The 18,864-nt window shown below is 67.3% G+C and carries 13 protein-coding genes, 3 pseudogenes and 2 riboswitches; of the genes and pseudogenes, 8 read left to right on the forward strand and 8 right to left on the reverse strand.

Annotated elements, in window-relative coordinates; all coding sequences use genetic code 11:
• Positions 1-50 precede the first annotated feature (50 nt).
• Positions 51-2,225 (forward strand): tyrosine-type recombinase/integrase, encoded by a 2,175-nt coding sequence (locus ACR5MH_RS21970; RefSeq protein WP_433862716.1) that lies wholly within the window; start codon positions 51-53, stop codon positions 2,223-2,225.
• 136 nt (positions 2,226-2,361) lie between these two features.
• On the opposite strand, the gene ACR5MH_RS21975 is transcribed toward ACR5MH_RS21970, so the two are convergent.
• The 8 genes and pseudogenes from ACR5MH_RS21975 to ACR5MH_RS22010 form a co-directional block, all read right to left on the reverse strand.
• Positions 2,362-3,702 carry an ABC transporter ATP-binding protein gene (locus ACR5MH_RS21975; protein WP_407791887.1) on the reverse strand — a complete coding sequence of 447 codons (1,341 nt, stop codon included), beginning with the start codon at positions 3,700-3,702 and terminating at the stop codon, positions 2,362-2,364.
• Positions 3,703-3,730: 28 nt separating this feature from the next.
• Positions 3,731-5,466: pseudogene (locus ACR5MH_RS21980) on the reverse strand (ABC transporter permease).
• Between the two features lie 218 nt (positions 5,467-5,684).
• Positions 5,685-5,869: riboswitch (M-box (ykoK) riboswitch) on the reverse strand.
• 86 nt (positions 5,870-5,955) lie between these two features.
• A complete protein-coding gene (locus ACR5MH_RS21985) occupies positions 5,956-6,276 on the reverse strand; it encodes a hypothetical protein (RefSeq protein WP_407791888.1) in 321 nt (106 codons plus the stop codon).
• Positions 6,277-6,861: 585 nt separating this feature from the next.
• Positions 6,862-8,235: a phosphopyruvate hydratase gene (gene eno / locus ACR5MH_RS21990; protein WP_407791889.1), complete on the reverse strand. Its 1,374-nt coding sequence runs from the start codon at positions 8,233-8,235 to the stop codon at positions 6,862-6,864.
• A gap of 181 nt (positions 8,236-8,416) precedes the next feature.
• Positions 8,417-8,794 carry a fluoride efflux transporter CrcB gene (crcB, locus tag ACR5MH_RS21995; RefSeq protein WP_407791890.1) on the reverse strand — a complete coding sequence of 126 codons (378 nt, stop codon included), beginning with the start codon at positions 8,792-8,794 and terminating at the stop codon, positions 8,417-8,419.
• Complete coding sequence (locus ACR5MH_RS22000; protein WP_175339102.1) at positions 8,791-9,294, reverse strand: fluoride efflux transporter FluC; 504 nt, start codon at positions 9,292-9,294, stop codon at positions 8,791-8,793. Before ACR5MH_RS22000 ends, crcB begins: the two co-directional genes overlap by 4 nt.
• A 27-nt stretch (positions 9,295-9,321) precedes the next feature.
• Entirely contained in the window at positions 9,322-10,077 is a 756-nt protein-coding gene (locus tag ACR5MH_RS22005; RefSeq protein WP_407791891.1) for a 2,3-bisphosphoglycerate-dependent phosphoglycerate mutase, read from the reverse strand.
• The gene (locus ACR5MH_RS22010; protein WP_175339100.1) at positions 10,074-10,592 is read right to left on the reverse strand and encodes a universal stress protein; all 519 of its coding nucleotides are present in this window, start codon (positions 10,590-10,592) and stop codon (positions 10,074-10,076) included. Before ACR5MH_RS22010 ends, ACR5MH_RS22005 begins: the two co-directional genes overlap by 4 nt.
• Positions 10,593-10,765: 173 nt before the next feature.
• Positions 10,766-10,827, forward strand: a riboswitch (Fluoride riboswitch).
• Positions 10,828-10,864: 37 nt separating this feature from the next.
• Here ACR5MH_RS22010 and ACR5MH_RS22015 point away from each other — a divergent pair.
• The 7 genes and pseudogenes from ACR5MH_RS22015 (at position 10,865) to ACR5MH_RS22045 (ending at position 18,784) form a co-directional block, all read left to right on the forward strand.
• Complete coding sequence (locus ACR5MH_RS22015) at positions 10,865-12,424, forward strand: MutS-related protein (RefSeq protein ID WP_407791892.1); 1,560 nt, start codon at positions 10,865-10,867, stop codon at positions 12,422-12,424.
• Complete coding sequence (locus ACR5MH_RS22020) at positions 12,421-13,956, forward strand: MutS-related protein (RefSeq protein ID WP_407791893.1); 1,536 nt, start codon at positions 12,421-12,423, stop codon at positions 13,954-13,956. The genes ACR5MH_RS22015 and ACR5MH_RS22020 overlap by 4 nt, the downstream gene beginning before the upstream one ends.
• A gap of 189 nt (positions 13,957-14,145) precedes the next feature.
• Positions 14,146-15,105, forward strand: coding sequence for a respiratory chain complex I subunit 1 family protein (locus tag ACR5MH_RS22025; protein ID WP_407791894.1), 960 nt, complete (start codon positions 14,146-14,148; stop codon positions 15,103-15,105).
• On the forward strand, positions 15,105-15,797 hold the full coding sequence (locus ACR5MH_RS22030) for a hypothetical protein (RefSeq protein WP_407791895.1): 693 nt from the start codon (positions 15,105-15,107) through the stop codon (positions 15,795-15,797). The genes ACR5MH_RS22025 and ACR5MH_RS22030 overlap by 1 nt, the downstream gene beginning before the upstream one ends.
• Positions 15,798-16,167: 370 nt before the next feature.
• Positions 16,168-16,728, forward strand: a pseudogene (locus ACR5MH_RS22035) (proton-conducting transporter transmembrane domain-containing protein); the annotation flags it as partial.
• A gap of 125 nt (positions 16,729-16,853) precedes the next feature.
• Positions 16,854-17,009: pseudogene (locus ACR5MH_RS22040) on the forward strand (proton-conducting transporter membrane subunit); the annotation flags it as partial.
• A 281-nt stretch (positions 17,010-17,290) separates the two neighbouring features.
• Positions 17,291-18,784 (forward strand): NADH-quinone oxidoreductase subunit C, encoded by a 1,494-nt coding sequence (locus ACR5MH_RS22045; RefSeq protein ID WP_407791896.1) that lies wholly within the window; start codon positions 17,291-17,293, stop codon positions 18,782-18,784.
• Positions 18,785-18,864 lie beyond the last annotated feature (80 nt).

The raw sequence follows: 18,864 nt of genomic DNA on the forward strand, positions 1-18,864 counted from the left end.
CGGGTGAGACCTGGCAGCAGCGGTGGGAAGCGAGCGGTTGGGAGACCTCAATGAGCATGCTCGCCTCGCTCAACCCTGCACCGGCCGCGAGCTGGACGATGACCAGCGGCTTCTCCTGGCTCGTTGCCCTCCGGGTCCTGGTCCCGTCGCTGCGGGTCCTGCGGACAACTGCGGTCTCCGACTTCTTCAAGATCTTCCTCGCAAGCCAACGCGAAGACGGCGACCTGGCTGCTCTCACTGCTGCGATCGAGGCTGCTCCGGTGAGCGCGAAGTCGCGCAATCAGACCCTCACCGACCTCTCCTACATGCTCGCCATCCAGGCCATCCCCGCATCGGACATCACACCCGGCAGCTTGATCCACTTCGGCCTGGCGTTGCGGGAGGTCAGCACCGCGCGGGACAAGAACACTCGCAAGCTGGCGGGAGCCCTGGTGTGGCAGGTGCTGGTCGACGCCGGCAAGTTCCCGGAGGGCACGCCCGTGACCATGCGCATCGCCACGGTGGGCGGCCGCAAAAGCGTGGCAGAAATGGTGGGCTCATACGGTGTTTCCAACTACGGGGTGCGCCAGCTCCTCATCGACTACATTTCTCACCGCGGGGCACTTGGGATGGACTACTCTACACTCAGCCACCTGGTCCGGGCTTTGACTCGCAACTTCTGGTGCGTCATCGAGCGGATAAACCCGAACCAGGACGACCTGGACCTCGATGAGACCACATACGAAGCCTGGCGCGCCGAGATCGACACCGTCCAGACTGCGGAAGGATCGCGACCCCGCCAGAGCATCTGGGACCTCCTCGTCACCGTGCGCGCGCTCTACCTCGACATCCAAAGCTGGGCGATCGAGGACCCGGCACGATGGGGACCATGGGTCGCCCGCTGCCCGATCCCACCCATCGCCAGCCGCGGCTACAGCGCTGACAGGCGGCGCCAAGCCGAGCGGATCGCCGACCGGACACGCACCCGTCAGCCGCTGCTGGAGCTGCTGGTCGACCACGTCATGGCGGTGCGTGACCAGATGAGCGCTCTGCTCGCCGCTGCCGAAGCATCGAGTGGAGCCGAATTCGAGGTGAACGGCGTCCGCTATCTGCGGAATGAACCGGCACCGAGGACCGCTACATTCCCGCATGGCGGCCCGCGCTCACGCCGAGGCGCTGCCCTCGAGCCCGCGGCCACGGACGGCCCGCTCCGGATCCAGCGGGCCGACGGCGGACCTAGCATCGAGATCCACAGCCAGGAAGCGCGGGCATTCTGGACGTGGGCGATCATCGAGGTGCTACGGCTCACCGGGGTGCGCCACGAGGAACTGTTGGAGCTGTCCCACCTATCCGTCCGGCAATATCGGCGATCGAACGGCGAGATCGTCGCGCTGCTCGTCGTCACGCCTTCCAAGACAGACCGGGAACGTGTCATTCCCATGTCGCCTGAACTTCTCCACGTAATCGCCCAGGTCATCCGTCGGCAGACCGACAGGCTCGGGGCGATCCCGCTCGTGCGCCGCTGGGACCCTCACGAGCGGCAGCACACCGAGCCGATGCCGTTTCTGTTCCAGCGCAGCAGCGGTCATACCTGCGGCGTGATGAGCCCATCGGCCGTTGCCAGAATGATCGGCCGCGCTTGCCAGGAGGCGGCCGAACACCACCCACAATTCAAAGGCCTGACGTTCACGCCGCATGATTTCCGGCGCCTCTTTGCGACGGACCTCGTGAACAACGGACTGCCTATCCATATCGGAGCGGCGTTGCTCGGTCACGCGAGTCTTCAGACGACTCGCGGTTACGTCGCAGTGTTCGACGAAGAAGTGGTCCGTCATTACCAGCTCCACCTGACCCGACGCCGGCAACTGCGCCCTAAAGGGGAGTATCGCATCACCCCCGCCGAGGAATGGGACGAGTTTGAAGAGCACTTCGATAAGCGCAAGGTCGAGCTCGGCACCTGCGGCCGTCCCTACGGCACCCCATGCGCTCACGAACACGCCTGCGTACGCTGCCCGATGCTGCATGTCGAGCCTCAGATGGTGCCGCGCCTGGATCAAATCGAGAAGGATCTGCTAGCACGGCGTGAGCAAGCGGAAGGCCAAGGCTGGGGCGGGGAGATCGAGGGCATCGAGGTGACGCTCGACCACCTGCTGGCCAAGCGAGCCCGTGCGCTTCGGCTTGACCCTGCCGGACCGGTTGCGCTGCCTATGCCGACGCTGCGCAAGCCCGGCCATCTAGCGCCCTGAACAGCTCCAGTCCCGGTATTGGAAGCCAGCCCCCGGATGCCGGTCGCTGGCGGTCCCCCAGCCGATCAGTCTCCGGGCCCTGACGGTCAAGGTCGCCACGCCAGTCCGATCATGAGCGGGATCACTTCACGCAACGTCATCGTTCGCTCCTTTCCTGCTTGGCGTGCGGGTGCGTCGGGAGCAGCAACCGCCCGCTGTCGGCGTCGTACTCGAACAGCTCGCCGTAGCGGCCCCAGTCGATCGCGGTGTCGAGCTGTCGCTGGGCGTCGTCGGTGCCGTAGAAGGCGCGCAGCTCGGCGAGGACGTCGTCGGCGCTGATCGCACCGGTGCCCGTGTGCCGGAGATCGCGGACGATGCGGCGCACGAGCGGGGCCGCCTCCATCGCCAGGGTCGCGAACTGCTCTTTGGCACGGAGCAGGTCGGCGGCGGCGTAGCGACGGCCCTGCTCGGTGATGCGCAGTTCGGTGCCCTGAGGACGCGCGAGCTTTAACAGGTGGGCGGCATCCACTATCGGCAGGAGGTCGTCGATCTCGTAGCGGAGTTCGTCGGCGATCTCGGCGAGGCCGTCCTGCCCTCCGCGCTCGGCGAGCAGTTCCACGAGGCCGCCGAGCTCGCCGGTGCTGACCGTGGGCAGCGGGAGGTCGATCCCGGCGACGTCGGGCTCCTGCCGCGCGGCGTCCGCGGCCAGGGTCGCACGCGGCTCGGCCTGCTGGCCGGTGAGGATGCTGTACACCTCGTCCACGAGCGCCTCGAACTCCGGGCTGCGGCGGTCGCGCGGCTGCGGGAGGTCGACGGTCAGCTCGGCCTTGATGCGGCCGGGGTTGGAGTCGAGCACCACAACGCGGTCGGCGAGCTGGATGGCCTCCTCGATGTTGTGGATGACGATCAGCGCCGTGCGGGTCGGGAGGGTGCCGTCGCCCCACATCCGCACGAGCTCGCCGCGCAGGTTCTCGCTGGTGAGCACGTCGAGCGCCGAGAACGGCTCGTCCATCAGCAGCACGTCCGGCTCCACGACGAGCGCGCGGGCGAACCCGACGCGCTGCCGCATCCCGCCGGAGAGCTCCTTGGGGTAGGCGGACTCGAACCCGTCCAGGCCGATCTGGTCGATCGCGCGGAGGGCGCGCTCGCGCCGCTCCTCCGGGCGGACGCCCTTGGCCTCCAGCCCGAGCTCGACGTTCTCGAGCACGGTCAGCCAGGGCAGCAGCGCGAACGACTGGAAGACCAGCGCCGTGCCCGGGTTGGCGCCGTTGAGCACGCCGCCCTTGAACGCGACGGTGCCGGTGGTCGGCGCGATCAGCCCGGCGATGCAGCGCAGCAGCGTGCTTTTGCCCGACCCGGAGCGGCCGAGGAGGGCGACGATCTCGCCCTGGCGGATGGTGAGCGTGACGCCGGCGAGCACGGTCTTCTCGCCGCCGTCGGTGGCGAACGACTTGGTGACGTCGCGGACGTCGATGAGTGCGGTGTTCGTGGTGATCATGATGGGAGCCCTCCTCACGGGCGGAAAGTCAGAGGCTGAAGCGCTTCTCGGCGACGGCGTACAGGCGGCGCCAGAACAGACGGTTGAGTCCGACGACGAAGACGGACATGACGATGACGCCGACGAGCACGCGGGCCATGTCGCCGGTCTGGGTGGCGTCGGCGATGTACGCGCCGAGGCCGGTCGCGGTGTAGGTGTGGTGGTTGTAGGTGACGACCTCGGCGACGATGGACGCGTTCCACGCGCCGCCCGCCGCGGTGATGCCGCCGGTGACGTAGGCCGGGAAGATCGCCGGGAGGATCAGTCTCCGCCAGCGCTGCACGCGGCCCACGCCGAAGCTGTCCATCGCCTGCCGCAGATCGGTCGGGATGGCGCTGGCGCCGGCGATGACGTTGAACAGGATGTACCACTGCGAGCCGAGCGCCATCAGCAGGATGCCGCCGTAGTCGAGCGGGATGCTCGTCGCGACGAAGAACGCGATCGCGAACGGGAACAGGAAGTTCGCCGGGAAGCTCGCCAGCAGCTGCACGATCGGCTGGGCCAGCCGGCTGATCCGCGGGTTCATTCCGATCCACACGCCCACCGGCACCCAGACGATGGTCGCGAACAGCAGGATGACGACGACGCGCGCCATCGTCACCGCGACGAGCCCGAACGCCTCCAGGAACGCGCCCATCCCGAGCGAGTGCTGGATGAAGAGGTAGGAGGCGATGGCACCGACCACGATCGCGGCGACGACAAGCACGGTCACGACCACGTCCAGCGTGCGCTTGCGTACCTCGGGCACCCGCAGGGGTGCTCGGCCAGCCCGAACGGCCGGGTCGCCCTGTCGAGACCGCGCCCGATCGGGGCGAACCCGCGCCCCACGACGCGCGGCAGCCAGGACCGGCTGATCACGTCGAGGACGACGCTGCGCGGCCGGTCGGTGGGCGCGGTGTCCTCCTGGCGGAACCGCTCCGCCCAGGCGACCAGCGGACGCCAGAAGAGGAAGTTCACGCCCAGCACCATGATCGCCATCGTCACGATCGCCCAGCCGACCCGGTCGAGCTGGCCCGCCTCCACCGCCGAGGCGACGTAGGCGCCGACGCCGGGCAGCGCGAAGCTGTGGTTGTTGACGGTGATCGCCTCGGAGGCCGCCAGGAAGAACCAGGCGCCGCCGAAGCTCATCATCCCGTTCCAGACCAGCGGGATCATCCCGGACGGGACGTCGAGCTTCCAGAACCGCTGCCACTTCGTCAGCCGCGTCAGCCGGGCGGCCTCGTCGAGGTCGCGGGGCTGGCTGGTGAGCGACGCGTAGAAGGCGAAGGTCATGTTCCACACCTGCGAGGTGAAGATCGCGAAGACCGCAGCCGACTCCAGCCCCAGCGTGGAGCCGGGGAAGAGCGCGATGAACCCGGTCACGGTCACCGACAGGAAGCCGAGGATCGGGACCGACTGCAGGATATCCAGCGCCGGCAGGATCACCTTCTCCGCCCGCGGCAGCCGCGCGGCGGCCGTCGCGACGACGAAGGTGAACACCAGTGATGCGGCCAGCGCCGCGAACATCCGCAGCAGCGAGCGCAGCGCGTAGTACGGCAGCAGCGCGGGGTCCGTGTCGATGGACGACGGCACCTCGGCCAGCCGTACGGGCGCGGAGGCGCCGGCGGTCGCCTGGATCAGCAGGTAGAAGAGGACGACGATCGTGACGGCGACCAGGACGTCGATCCAGCGGAAGCGGACACGGCGAAGCGTGCCGGCGCCGGGGACGGTGCGGAGAAGAGGCATGACAGGACCTCCCTGAGTCGAAGGGCAGACAGGAGACGAAGGGTGTCGCCTGCCGCGCGGGACTCAGCGGCCGCCTGGCGTGGAACGCGGGGAGGCCGTGGTCGCGGGAGCGCAGCAGGGACGGAACGGACTATGGTCGTCGCTCACGGCGGATCACCTCCTCGCACTCACGGCAGGCGTGCGCCAGGCTCCACCCCGGCCGCGTGCGCGTTCGGGCGACGGGACTCCCACGTAAGAGCTTCGGCACTGCACGACGTATCCCGCGGACCCGTACGGATCAGGCGGGAAGCCACTTGGGATCACCCCTTAAGCCGGGGAGACCTGTCCTGATCTTGGGCGTCTCTCGACGTCGTCAGATCAGTGGCCTGTGTTCGCGCAGAAGCCTCACCTAACGAAGTTCTGCCAAAACTGACAATAGCAGACGCCGTGTGCCGGTTGCGGAAGCCTAACGAAATCCTCACAACCGCCGCGAGCGAGTGGAGCTGAAGGTCACTCCGAGCGCACGTAGTCGAACGCTCCAGCGGCGATATCCTCCCACCGCAGTGGCGAGTCGCTAGGCAGGGCAAGCCTCTCTTGAAGCGGACGCGGCCTGCCCGCGTTCCATCGGGTTCCAACAAGTGCAGAGGCCACCTGCTCGACGCGGTGCGCGGGGAGCTTCACCACCAAGCGATTCTCGTCAAGCTGCGCGAAGATCCAGACCTCGACCCGCAGCGTCTCCGACCCAAACGCGGCGCCCTGGCAAGGCACGGCGATACCTGGCACCGATTCACAGAACGACGCCAAGTAGTTGAACTGCTCCTTTGATTTCAATGGCGCACATGCTGCCACGCCAGGATCGCGGCCTCCACCGCCGAGCACTCTCGCGGGAACCAGCCCTCCTCTGGGGAATCAGCCGGGTTGCGCTCACCGCACTCATCATGTTCGCCTAGGGCAAGCGGGCTATCCGCACACCCACCGGACAACCCGTTTCCGCTCACTGAGCGCCGCGCCGCTCTCATCGACGTGGACCTGGCAACCAGCGTCCCAGCCAGGATCTTGCTCGACTACACGCGCGCCTAGGGGTGGGCAGATCACTTCGCCGGACGCGTCATCGGTTTCTACGCCACCCGAGAAACCATCCACATCTTCCGCGAATGAGTGCATCGGTCCGTGAAGGAGGTCCCCTGAGTGGCGGTCGGATCAGAACGTTCCCGAGGCGTTCTTGGCCCCCGGCCTTGACCTCGCGACGCCACCCACAGCGCGTGGATGCCGCGTTAGCAGACAGATGAAAGCGGTGACGGCCCCAAGGAAGGTGGTCGGGGCCGCCACCGCTACGGTTCTGGCGGCGCTCCGATACGCGTCCACGAACCGGTGGGCCAGCGGCTCGCACAAGCCACCGCCCCACGTCTGGTCAACTCAGTTGTCGATCGCGGCGAACTCCTCTGCGCTCGCGAACGCAAGCCCGTATGGCAGGCCCGGGTTCTCATCGGCGATCTCCAGGAGCCGGTTGTACTTCGCCACCCGCTCTCCGCGGGCGGGCGCCCCGGTCTTGATCTGCCCGACGCCGGTTCCGACGACAAGGTCGGCGATGAACGTGTCGGTGGTCTCACCGGAGCGGTGGGAGACCATCGACGCCATCCCGAGCCGGCGGGCGGTCTCGATCGCGTCGAGGGTCGCCGACACGGTTCCGATCTGGTTCGGCTTGATCAGGGCGGCGTTGGAGTAGTGGTTGCGGGCTCCGTCGGCGATGCGGCGCATGTCGGTGACGTAGAGGTCGTCGCCGACCAATTGGGTGCGGTCACCGACCGCGTCGAACAGGAGCTTCCAGCCCGCGTGGTCGTCCTCCGCGAATCCGTCCTCGATGCTGCGCAGGGGGTACTGGTCGAGCAGCTTGACGTAGTAGTCGACGAGCTGGTCGCGGCCGATCAGCCGGCCGGCGATCTTGTACTGGCCCTCCCGTTCGTAGAACCCGTTGGCGGCCGGGTCGATCGCGATAGCTACCTCGTCTACACCCGGCGTATATCCCGCGTCCTGGATCGCCTGGACGAGCAGGTCCATAGCGTCCTCCGGGCTGGCGATGTCCGGCGCGAAGCCGCCCTCGTCGCCGAGCCCCGCAGTGTGGAAGCGGGCCTTCACCCGCGCGGCGAGGGCATGATAGATCTCCGCCCCGGCCTCGACGGCCGCGGCTTCGTCGACGGCGCCGACCGGGGCGATCATGAATTCCTGGAACTCGAGGGGGTTCGCAGCGTGAGCGCCGCCGTTGAGCACGTTGAAGTGCGGGACGGGCATCCGTTCGGCGCTGTCGGTCACGCGCGCCAGCCAGACGTGCAGCGGCACTTCGGCGGCGTGGGCGAACGCTCGGGAGGCGGCGATCGAGACCGCGACGACGGCGTTTGCGCCGAGGCGGGCGAGGTTGTCGGTGCCGTCGAGTTCCCGCATGGCGGTGTCGAGGTCGCGAATGGTCCGCCAGTGCTTGCCCACAAGCGCGGGCGAGATCTCGTCAGTGACCGAGGTAACGGCCTTGTGGACGCTGCGGCCGGAGTACGACGGGCCGTCGTCCCGCAGTTCGACCGCCTCGAACACGCCGGTGGATGCGCCAGCGGGTGCCGAGGCTTCGACGGTGGTGCCGTCCTCGAGGTGCAGGGCGACAGCGACGGTCGGATAGCCGCGGGAGTCGAGGATTTGGCGGGCTGTCACCTGGTCAATCACGACGGGGTGGCCTTCGGGGTGGCTCACATAGTGGCCCTGGTGGGCAGGGTCGATGTGACCGGTGTAGCCGTGGGCGTGCATCGGTTTCTCCTATCTCAGGGCATGCGCGCGGGCATGCGTTATCGCGTGAGATAGGGACCGTTGTCGGCATCGAGGTTGGTGTCGGCGAGCCCCACCGCCGAAGCGCCGAAGCGCTGATCAGGAGTGTGCCAGAGAAATCTCGAGAGCGAAAGTGTCTCGCGTGGTGATTCTCAGCGACCTGTCAGAACATGCCGCCGAGCCAGAGCCCCAGACCGGCGACCAAGAGGGCGCCTGCGAGCATCCCGAAGCCGTTGGAGACCGCGGCCGCGTAGCGTCCTTCCTGGGCGAGTCGGACTGTCTCGAAGCTGGCGGTGCTGAAGGTGGTGTATCCGCCGATGAAGCCGACCCCGATGATCGCCCGCCACTCCGGTGGGAGGAGGTGGGTGACCGCCAGGCCGGTCACCAGGCCGAGCAGGAAAGAGCCGGTGATGTTGATCACCGTGGTGCCGAGCGGGTACGCGACGCGCACGCGTGCCTTCAGGATTCCGTCGAGGACGAGTCGGCAGGTGGCGCCGAGGCCGCCGGCGAGGGCGACCCCGAGAACGAGCAGACCGATCATCGCGCGCGCTCCTTCCGTGCACGGGCTCGGTGGATGGCTGCGCCGAGCGCGATGCCTCCGACCGATGCGGCGGCGCCGACGAGCACGGTGGCCAAGGCGTAGAGGATGCTGTCGCCGAGGTGCGCGGTAGCGATGAGCCCGTCGGTGTCGACCGCAAACGAACTATACGTCGTGTAGCCCCCCATGATCCCGGTTCCGGCGAAGAGACGGATGGCTCTGCGCCTGCCCTCGTCTGGTCCGCCGCGGGACAGGGTCTCAAGAAGCCAGCCGAGCAAGAACGCCCCGGTGACATTGATGCCGAACGTCGCGACCGGCAGGCCGTTCCAAGCAGGGATGCTCAACGACAACAGGTAGCGAACGGCCGTGCCAATGGCTCCGCCGGCGAAGACCAGCCCGATGTAGCGCCAGCGCAGGTGGACGGGCCGCGGTGTGCGGGTGCGCGTGTCATCGACTTCGATGTCTGAGTCGATGGGGAGAGTGTCGTTGGGGTCTGGGTTCATGGTTGGTTCTGTTCGCGCAGGCGACACCTAGGTGCCCCCTTGCCGGTTGAGGAGTTCGGTGGCTTCGACAGCGGCGTCGGGGTCGAGGTAGTCGCGTGCTACGAGAGCGGGCGTTCCGGACCGGAGATCGAAACGATACCGCAAGGGCTGACCGGTCGGAATCGCCAGCTGCTCGACCTGCCGCGGGGTGAGGCCCTCGATGATCATGCACAGGGCGCGAAGCGAGTTCCCATGACCGACCACGATCACCGGCGATTCTTCGACCAGCGCGGGATACAGCTGCTCGGCGACGAAGGGCAGGATCCGCCGTCCGACGTCATGGAGCGACTCCGTCGGGGTCAGAGCGGCCTGCGGGAGTGACCGGAAGGGCTCTTCGGACCGGATCGCCTCGAGCTGTTCGGCGCTCATCGGTGGCGGCGCGGTGAGGAACGAGCGTCGCCAGGTGAGGAATTGGCTCACTCCATAGCGGCGAGCGACCGCTGTCTTGGACTGGCCCGTAAGCGCACCGTAGTTGCGTTCGTTCAACCGCCACTCGATGCGCAGGTCCGCGTCAAGGCCGAGGACATCCTTGACGATGAGTGCCGTGGCGATGGTCCGCTCGAGCGCCGACGCGAAGATCGATACAGGCCTGATGCCCGCCGCTTGCAGCAACAGTCCGGCGTCTCGCGCTTCAATACGCCCACGCTCGGTCAACGGCGGGTTGAGCACACCGGTGAAAAGTCCTTGCGCGTTCGCGGTGCTCTCACCGTGCCGAAGCAGGTAGACCTCGTAGAGCCGTGTCACTCCCACGGCAGCGCCCGGCCGTCGGTCACCGGCGACAGGGGGACGACCAGCACCGGCCGGTGCTGTCGGTGCGCGAGGTGGACAGCGACAGAGGAGCGGAAGAATTCGCGAAGGCCCGAGCGCAGGCCGGCTTCGTGGGTGCCGACGACGATCATGCGGGCGTTCAGCGTCTCGGCGAGATGTCCGAGCGCATGGGCGGGGTCGCCGGCGAGTTCGCGCTTGCTCCAGTTGACGCCGGTCTTTGCGAGGGTCTTCTCGATGTGTGCGGCGAGTTCGGTGTCGAATACGTCCTCATCGAGTTCCGGGAGGTCGGGGTCGAAGGGGAGCGAATGCACCGATCCGTCCGGGTTCTCGTCGACCGTATACCGGCCGAGGTCGACGTGGGCGCAGATGAGTTCGCAGTCCAGGTCTCGGGCGATATGGGCTGCTTCCAGCAGGACGGCGTCGGCCAACCCGTGTTCGACACCTACGAGGATGACGGAGCGGTTCTGGTCCGGGGTGTGGGGATCGGACATTGACGTCTCCTATCTCGGCGGCGGGCGCGCGCGTCTGGCGAGATAGGGACTGTTGTCGGCGGCGCCGAGGTTGTTCGCGGTGAGCCCCACCACCGCGACGAGTTCATCGTCACCTCACAGTGTGCCAGAAGGTGCGACGAGTTCAACCACACCGCCGGGGGTGTATCGTTGTGCTCCCAAACGGTGATGAAGCTCACCGAAACCGCGGGTCCCCGCTGATGGCTTCTACCTGAACACCCTTGCTCTGCATCGCGTCCAGGTAGGAGGACCACGTGGAAGAGAACCGCGCACAACTGACGAGCATCCTGTTTCCGGCCGCCGGCCCAGCCGGCACCGACGCCGCCACCATGGAGTTGGCAAGAACGCAACCGGACTGCTTCCCCGACCTTGCCCTCGATCTAGTGATCGAACGCTTGGTCGGCACGGACGACTACAACCTGCGGCCGTTCTACTGGACGCCGCTGACCACGTTGGAGCAGGTGGAGTTCCGTCATGCGGTGCTCGCCGACCTGGCGCACGAACGCGTGCAGCAGAGTGGGCGGGCCTTCGCCGAGGGCATGCGGGAACTGCGCACCCAGCTCGCCCTGGTCGACAAACTGCGATACGTGCTGCAACGACAACGGGTGTTCCTGGACGCCGTCACCCACTATGTGACCCTAACCGGCAACCTCGCCCGCGGACTCATGGACGCACCGCTCCAATCGGCGGGAATGCTGGCGTTCCAGGACCACCTGGACCGCTACATCGCCTCAGAGGGATTCACTCGGCTGGCGGAGGACGCCGAACGTGTGACCGAACAGCTGGACGAGGTCGAGTACGAGTTCCTCATCGACGGCAACAGCGTCACCGTGATCCCATACGGCGGCGAGACGGACTTCAGCGCCGACGTCGCTGCGACCTTCGCGAAGTTCCGGCAGTCCGACGTCGGAACGCACCGGATGAAGTTCATCGACACGGTCGACATGAACCATGTCGAGGCGGGCATCCTGGGCCTGGTGGCTGACGTGTTCCCGGAGCCATTCGCGGCGTTGGCCGAGTTCTGCAATGAGCACGCGACGTTCCAGTCCGCGACGCTCGCCCGGTTCGACCGTGAGCTGCAGTTCTACTTCACCTACCAGGACTACCTGGCCCACGCCTCAGGCAACAGACTGCCGGTCTGCGTGCCCCGTGTCGTCGACGAACGCGAAAGCAACGTCACCGGCGGCTACGACCTCGCGCTGGCATATAAGCGACAGACGGACGCGACGCCGCTGGTCACCAACGATTTCCAACTCCGGCGCGGGGAGCAGTTCCTCGTAGTCACCGGCGCCAACCAGGGCGGCAAGACCACGTTCGCACGGTCCTTCGGGCAGCTGCACTACCTCGCCGCACTCGGACTCCCCGTCCCGGCGCGCCAGGCGGTCCTCCCGCTGTTCGACCGGCTCTACACTCACTTCGAACGGCAGGAAGATCTCACCAACCTGGCCGGCAAACTCGAGGACGACCTGGTGCGGGCGCACGCGATCATCTCCTCGGCTGACGATCGCAGCATCGTGATCATGAACGAGACGTTCACCTCCACCACCGCCCAGGACGCGCTCGAGCTCGGCGAGAGGATCCTCCGCACGTTGATCGATGAGGGCGCGATGGGCGTCTACGTGACGTTCATTGACGAGCTGACCGCCCTCGGTCCGGAGACGGTCAGCATGGTCGCCGAGGTCGACCCGGACGACGTGACCCGGCGCACCTTCCACATCGAACGGCGGCCCGCCGACGGCCTGGCACACGCGACCGCCCTCGCTGACCGCTACGGACTGTCCACCGCCCGGATCACCGAACGGATCGCATCATGAAGGCCCACCTGCTCTTCACCGACGCCGACTTCGTTCTCATCGATCATCCGGATGAGAACCAGCACGACCGGTTCGCCGACCTCGAACTCGGCGTCCTCGTGCGCGCGATGGCAGCCGACGACGCATTCCTCGCCGAGACCGCGACCGCGGCCCTCCACCAGCCGTTGACCGACGCGGACCAGATCCGTCACCGCCAGCAGGCCCTCACCGACGCACTCGCGAACCCGGACGCAATCCGCGCGCTCTACGCGCTGCCGGTCCAAGCGCTGGCGGAGGCGAAACGCATCTACAGCTGGGGGTTGTCCTCCCCGTCCGGGATGGTTCATCACGGCAGCCAGCTGATGGAGGTGTACATCCGCTACCTGCGGAGCCTGCGGCTGCTCGCCGACGAAAACGCACCCGCCTTCCGGTCGCCGGCGTTCACGACCCTGTTCCAGATGCTGCAGTCCGAGTTGACGGACGAGTACTTCGAGGAGATCGACGAGCACCTCGCCCAGTTGCGATTCCGGCACGGAGTGCTCAGCAGCGCCCACCTCGGAGAGGCGAACAAGCCCACAAGGATCACCCTGCGCCGCCCCTCCGGCCGCCGTATCCCGCTGCTGCAGCGGCTGGGGTTCACCCACCCCGCGCACACGATGACCATCCCGGACCGGGACGAGGCCGGCTTCAGCGCACTCCACGAGCTCCAGGACCGCGGAGTCGACCTCGTCGCAAACGCGCTGATCCAGTCCACCGATCACATCAAGAGCTTCCTGACGATGCTGCAACGCGAGCTCGCGTTCTACCTCGGAGCCATCAACCTCCACGACGCGCTGACCGCGCAGGGCGAACCGACGACAATCCCCACACTGACCGACACGGCCGGATTCGCGGCAGACGAGCTCTACGACATCGCTCTCGTGCTGATCAGCGGCCGGCCCGCCGTCGGCAACACAATCGATGCCACAGCGACCCCTCTGGTCGTGATCACCGGAGCGAACCGCGGCGGCAAGTCCACGTTCCTGCGCAGCCTGGGCCAGGCCCAGCTGCTCACCCAGTGCGGACTCTTCGCCCCCGCCACGGCGTTGAGCACCGGTGTCCGCACCGGCATCTTCACCCACTTCAAGCGCGAGGAGGACAAGCAGCTCGTCAGCGGCAAGCTGGATGAGGAGCTCGGCCGGATGAGCCGGATCGTCGACGCCGTGACACCCGGGGCGATGGTGCTCTTCAACGAATCGTTCGCCTCCACCAACGAACGGGAAGGCTCGGAGATCTCTCGTCACGTCGTCCACGCGTTCCGGGACCGCGCGGTGACCGTCGCCTTCGTGACCCACCTGTTCGACTTCGCGCACCAGCTGCGCGAGGAAAACCGCGAGGACACGCTCTTCCTGCGCGCCCATCGCGCAGAGGACGGCGGCCGCGACTTCACCCTGACCGAAGGCGAACCCCTCTCCACCAGCTTCGGCTGGGACGTCTACCAACGCGTATTCGGCGACGAGAAGGATCCGCGACCCGCCGAACGGATGTCCTTGACCGCATTCGAAGAGCCGTGATTCACTGAACATCCGGCGATGGAGCTCGCCGGGACGACCCTCGTCCGAACCGCCTACGCGCTGATAGCCCCTGTGACCAGAGATGGGAACAGGCATGCACGCGCATTGGAACGAGGACGAGAGCACCGGGCAGAGCCCTCGCTCCGATCCACCTCCGACCGTGGCTGCAACGACCGCGGCGGGAGCACAGTGATCGAACTCTCCGCACCCGTCATCCAATTCCTTCAAGTCCTCACGATCGCCGGCGCCGCGCCGGGCGTGAGCGGGATCATCGCGAGCATCGAAGCCCGGATGCAGGGGCGCCGAGGCCCAAGAATCCTGCAGCCCTACTTCGACCTCGCGAAGCTGTTCGGCAAGGAGGCTCTCGCCCCGGCAGGCGCCGGCTGGTTCTTCCTCGCCGGTCCGGTGATCGCGTTCGCCTGCTACCTGACCGTCCCGTTGCTGATCCCCGTGCTGACCACCTTCGGGCTGCCGTTGGGGAATATGGGCGACATCCTCGGCGGCGGCTTCATCCTCGCGCTCGCGAGCTTCGTGGTCGCCGTCGCCGCAGCCTCCACTGGCGACCCGTACGCGCAGCTCGGCGCCAGCCGCGCGAAGACCTTCGGGGCGATCACAGAGCCGGTCGTGCTGCTGGTCGTCTTCACGGTCGCGATCCTCACGACCACGGATCTGCCGTACGTGCTGGGCGCGACCGTCACAAGCGGGCCGGAGCAGATCGTGCGGCCGGCGCACCTTCTGGCTTCGGCGGCGTTGTTCATGGTGATCCTGTTCGAGACGGCCCGCATCCCCGTTGAGACCCATACCGGCACGATCGAGTTCGGCATGATCGAGGAGGCCAGGTCGTTCGAGCACTCCGGGCCCTACCTGGCCTTGCTGAAGTGGGGATCGGCGGCGAAGCAGCTGATCTTCTACACGATCCTGCTCAACGTTTTCGTGGCGCCGTGGGGTCTCGCACCGAGCGGACGCCTGGACCTCGTGGTGCTCGCAATCATCGCTCTGCTGGTGAAGGCCACCGCCCTCGGTGTCGTCGTCGCGGTGATCGACAACACGTTCGCCAAGCTCCGGCTGTTCAAAATCACCGAGTTCGTCGCGGCCGCGTTCCTGCTCGCGGTGCTCGCCATCCTGACCCTCTACCTCGGAGGTGGCTGATGCTGTCCCTGTCCGCGACGGCTGCGGCGCAGAGCGTGCCGAGCGTATACGAGGGCACAGCGAACACGGTCGCCGTGATCGTCCTGCTGCTCGAATTCGGGATGTTGCGCGCGGCGATGCTGCGCTCCCAGGTGGGGCTATACGCCATGCAGTCGGCCGCCGTCAGCGTGCTCGCCTTCGTGGTGGCTGCCGGCCGTGGCATCCCCGAACTCTACGCGTTGGCCGCGATCTCTTTCGCGCTGAAGGTGGTGATCGTCCCGCTGGTGATGCTCCGGCAGCTGCGTCGCTCCGGGACCGAGATCGCCGGAAGCGGCGCGGTCGGTGTGGCCAGCGAGGTTGTGATTGCCCTGATCGTCGCTGCCTTCGGGTTCTTCGCCGTCGGAGCGCTGCACATCAACTCACCGGTGCTGCCATCCACCGCGTTGAGTCTGTCGATGGCCGTCGTGCTCGTGTCGTTCGTGCTGATGATCCTGCGGCGGGACGTGGTCAGTCAGGCGATCGGGTTCTTCTCGCTGGAGAACGGTGTCTCGATGGCGAGCCTGGTCGTGGCCGCCGGGCTTCCGCTCATCCTCGAGGTCGCGTTCCTGTTCGACCTGCTGGTCGCCGTCGTCGTCTTCGGTGTGCTCATCCGCATCCACCACGGCCGCTCCAACACGCTCTCCACCATCCCGCTCGACCGGCTGCGAGGCTGAGATGTCGACACTGCTGATCCTCCTCATCACCCTGCCGCTGGGCGCCGCGATCATCTGCTTCGTCACTCCGTACCGGGTCGCCCGCGCCCTGACAGTGGTCGTCTCCATCGCCTGCGTCGCCTTCTCGATCGTGCTCATCCCGGCAGCCACCACCGGCACCGTCGAGGTGACCGGCTATCTCCGTCTGGATGCGGTCGGTTGCGTGTTCCTCCTGGCGACCACCGCCCTGTTCGCGCTGACCAGCATCTACGCCGTCGGCTACTTCGGTGATCGTGCCCGCTCGGCAGCCGGTTCGAGCGTCAGCGTCGATCGCAGCTTCCGGCGTTACTCCGCCCGGTTCTACGCCGGCTTCAACATCTTCGCCTGGTCGATGATCTGCGCGCCCCTGGTCAACGGGCTCGCGCTGCTCTGGATCGCCGTGGAGATCACCACCGTCGTCTCCGCGCTGCTCGTCGCCCTCGACAACACGGACGAAGCCGCTGAAGCCGCCTGGAAGTACGTCCTCATCGCCTCCTCAGGGCTTGGCATCGCGCTGTTGGCCACGATCATGCTCTACTACGCCGGAGCCACGGCCCTCGGCTCCTCCTACGACCTGGCTTTCGCGCCGCTGCTGGACGCGGCGAAGCACCTTCCGTCGACGCCGGTGCAATTCGCGTTCGCTCTTGCGGTTGTCGGGTACGGGACGAAGGTGGGGCTCTTCCCGGTGCACACCTGGCTGCCCGACGCGCACTCGGAGGCGCCGACCCCGGTGTCCGCGCTGCTCTCCGGAGCACTCCTGGCGACCAGCTTCTACGCGATCGTCCGCTACTTCCAGGTCGCCGTCGCCGCGCTCGGGCCGACGTTCCCGCAGACGATGCTGCTGATCTTCGGCGTGCTCTCGCTGCTGCTGGCCGCCCTGTACCTGTTCGACCAGAAGAACCTCAAACGGATGCTCGCGTACTCCAGCATCGAGCACATGGGTATCCTCGCGATCGGCGTCAGCTTCGGCACCCCCTCGCCTTCGCCGGGGTGTTACTGCATGTCCTGGGTCACGCGCTCGGCAAGGGCGCGGCGTTCATGGGCGCCGGGGTGTTCGTCCACACGTACCGGACGAAAGAGCTCCGCCGGATCCGGGATGGGCTCGGGGTGCTGCCCTGGTCGGCGCCGCTGTTCCTGCTGGCGATCTTCGCGCTCTGCGCGCTGCCGCCGTTCAGCATCTTCCGCAGCGAGTTCCAGATCGTCATCGGGGGCCTTCAGGGCGCGAAAACCGCGGGCGCGGCGGCGCTGGTGCTGCTGGTCACGTTCGCGTTCTTCGGGCTCTCCATGGCGGTGACGCGGATGCTGTTCCGACCCGCTCGCGACGGCGAGCCGCTTCCCACTCGCGGCGAGCCGAGTATGTGGATGGTGGTCCCCGTCGTCGTGGCGATGGTGGCGCTGCTCTGGCTCGGCGTGCACCCTCCGGACGCATTGTCGGCGCTGTTGAACGCGGGAGCGCAGCAGTTGGGGGTGGGGCGATGAGCGACGTCCGGCTGGCAGAGCAGTGGCGGGACGCGATCCGCGACAGCATCGAGGATGGCGCACGCTTCGCCGGCCTGTTCGGCACCGCGACCGCCGGCGGCTGCCGGTTGACCGTGCTGCTGGCGGTGGACGGCGGGTTCGAGCTCCGCTCGATCGACGTGGTCGACGAGGGTGACGGTCTGCGCTATCCCGCGCTGACCCCGGTGGTGCCGAGTGCGTTCTGGTACGAGCGCGCCGCGGCGGATCTGTCCGGGGTCGTTCCGGTCGGGCACCCCCGGCTCGACCCACTGTTGTTGCCGATCGCGGAGGGCTCTCTGCGGCCACGGCCGGGACAGAACGGTGCGCACCTGGAGGAATCCGCCGTTCGCACCGCTACACCGCCGGGCCCAGTCGAGGTGGAGGGTCGCGGGTTGTTCACGATCGCCTACGGCCCGGTCCGCTCGGGTGTCGCCGAGTCGATCGAGTACCTCGTCGAGACGCCCGGAGAGGACATCCCGCGGTTGAACATCCGGCCGCACTACAAGCACCGCGGCATCGCGAAGGCGTTCGAGGGTCGCAGCATCGACGACGGCGTCCTCGTCGCCGAACGCGTCGAAGGAATCGCCTCGGCCACCCATGCGTCGGCGTACGTGCATTCAGTCGAGGCGCTCACCGGCACGATCCCTCCGCTGCGGGCACAGCTCTCGCGGGTCGTCGTCGCCGAGGTCGAACGGATCGCCAACCACCTCGACGTGGCCATGAAGCTCGCCGAAGCGGCCGGGCTCGCGGTCGCGAACGCACGGTTCGCCTGGCACAAGGAATCCACGTTGCGGTTGATGAGCGCACTGACCGGCAGCCGGTTCGGACGCTCCTTCGTGGTCCCCGGTGGAATCGCGCGCCCGCTCGCACTCAGCCCGGACGAGATCCTGGACGCGGTGCGTGTGCTGAGGGAGCGCATCCGGCCGGATGCGGCGCTCGCTATGAAGACACCGTCTTTCCTCGACAGGCTCCGCGGAACCGGCCGACTGGACCCGGCACATGCGCGCGAGTGGGGCGCGCTCGGCCCGGTCGGCAGAGGAAGCGGAGTCATCGACGACAACCGGTGGAGCAGGCCCACCGATGCCTACGGCTTTCTCGTGGAGGGGCTGGAGCCCGCCGTCGAGAAGACCGCCGATGTCCTCGCCCGAACACGAGTCCGCTGGTCTGAGATCGAGACTTCGGTCGTCCTCGTAGAGCGTGCCTGCTCGGCGCTGCGGGAGGTCGCCGGCGAGAGCTCCCGGGCGCACGTCCCCTCCGCCACGGGGACGGCGGTCGGCTGGTCCGAAGGCCCGCACGGCGAGATCGTCTACGTCACCGAACTGCAGGAAGGCCGGATCGTGCGCTGCTTCGCCCGCACGCCATCCCTGCACAACCTGGTCCTCTTGCACGACGTGTTCAATGGCGACGTATTGACCGACTTCGCCTTCAACGAGTTCAGCTTCGGACTCAGCGCAGCAGGGGTGGCGATGTAGATGCCGTGGGCAACACGAGGACTCCGCGACGGAGTGATCACCACCCGTTGGCCGCAACGACCAGACGAATACGGTGACGG

Source organism: Streptomyces sp. L7 (genome assembly GCF_050990935.1).
GTDB lineage: Bacteria > Actinomycetota > Actinomycetes > Actinomycetales > Microbacteriaceae > Leifsonia.

Coding starts and splice junctions, on each gene's coding strand:
- ACR5MH_RS21970 (WP_433862716.1), top strand. CDS start 51: ATGAGCATGCTCGCCTCGCTCAACCCTGCACCGGCCGCGAGCTGGACG.
- ACR5MH_RS21975 (WP_407791887.1), bottom strand. CDS start 3,702: ATGATCACCACGAACACCGCACTCATCGACGTCCGCGACGTCACCAAG.
- eno (WP_407791889.1), bottom strand. CDS start 8,235: ATGCACGCCCACGGCTACACCGGTCACATCGACCCTGCCCACCAGGGC.
- crcB (WP_407791890.1), bottom strand. CDS start 8,794: ATGATCGGTCTGCTCGTTCTCGGGGTCGCCCTCGCCGGCGGCCTCGGC.
- ACR5MH_RS22000 (WP_175339102.1), bottom strand. CDS start 9,294: ATGAACCCAGACCCCAACGACACTCTCCCCATCGACTCAGACATCGAA.
- ACR5MH_RS22010 (WP_175339100.1), bottom strand. CDS start 10,592: ATGTCCGATCCCCACACCCCGGACCAGAACCGCTCCGTCATCCTCGTA.
- ACR5MH_RS22020 (WP_407791893.1), top strand. CDS start 12,421: ATGAAGGCCCACCTGCTCTTCACCGACGCCGACTTCGTTCTCATCGAT.
- ACR5MH_RS22030 (WP_407791895.1), top strand. CDS start 15,105: ATGCTGTCCCTGTCCGCGACGGCTGCGGCGCAGAGCGTGCCGAGCGTA.
- ACR5MH_RS22045 (WP_407791896.1), top strand. CDS start 17,291: ATGAGCGACGTCCGGCTGGCAGAGCAGTGGCGGGACGCGATCCGCGAC.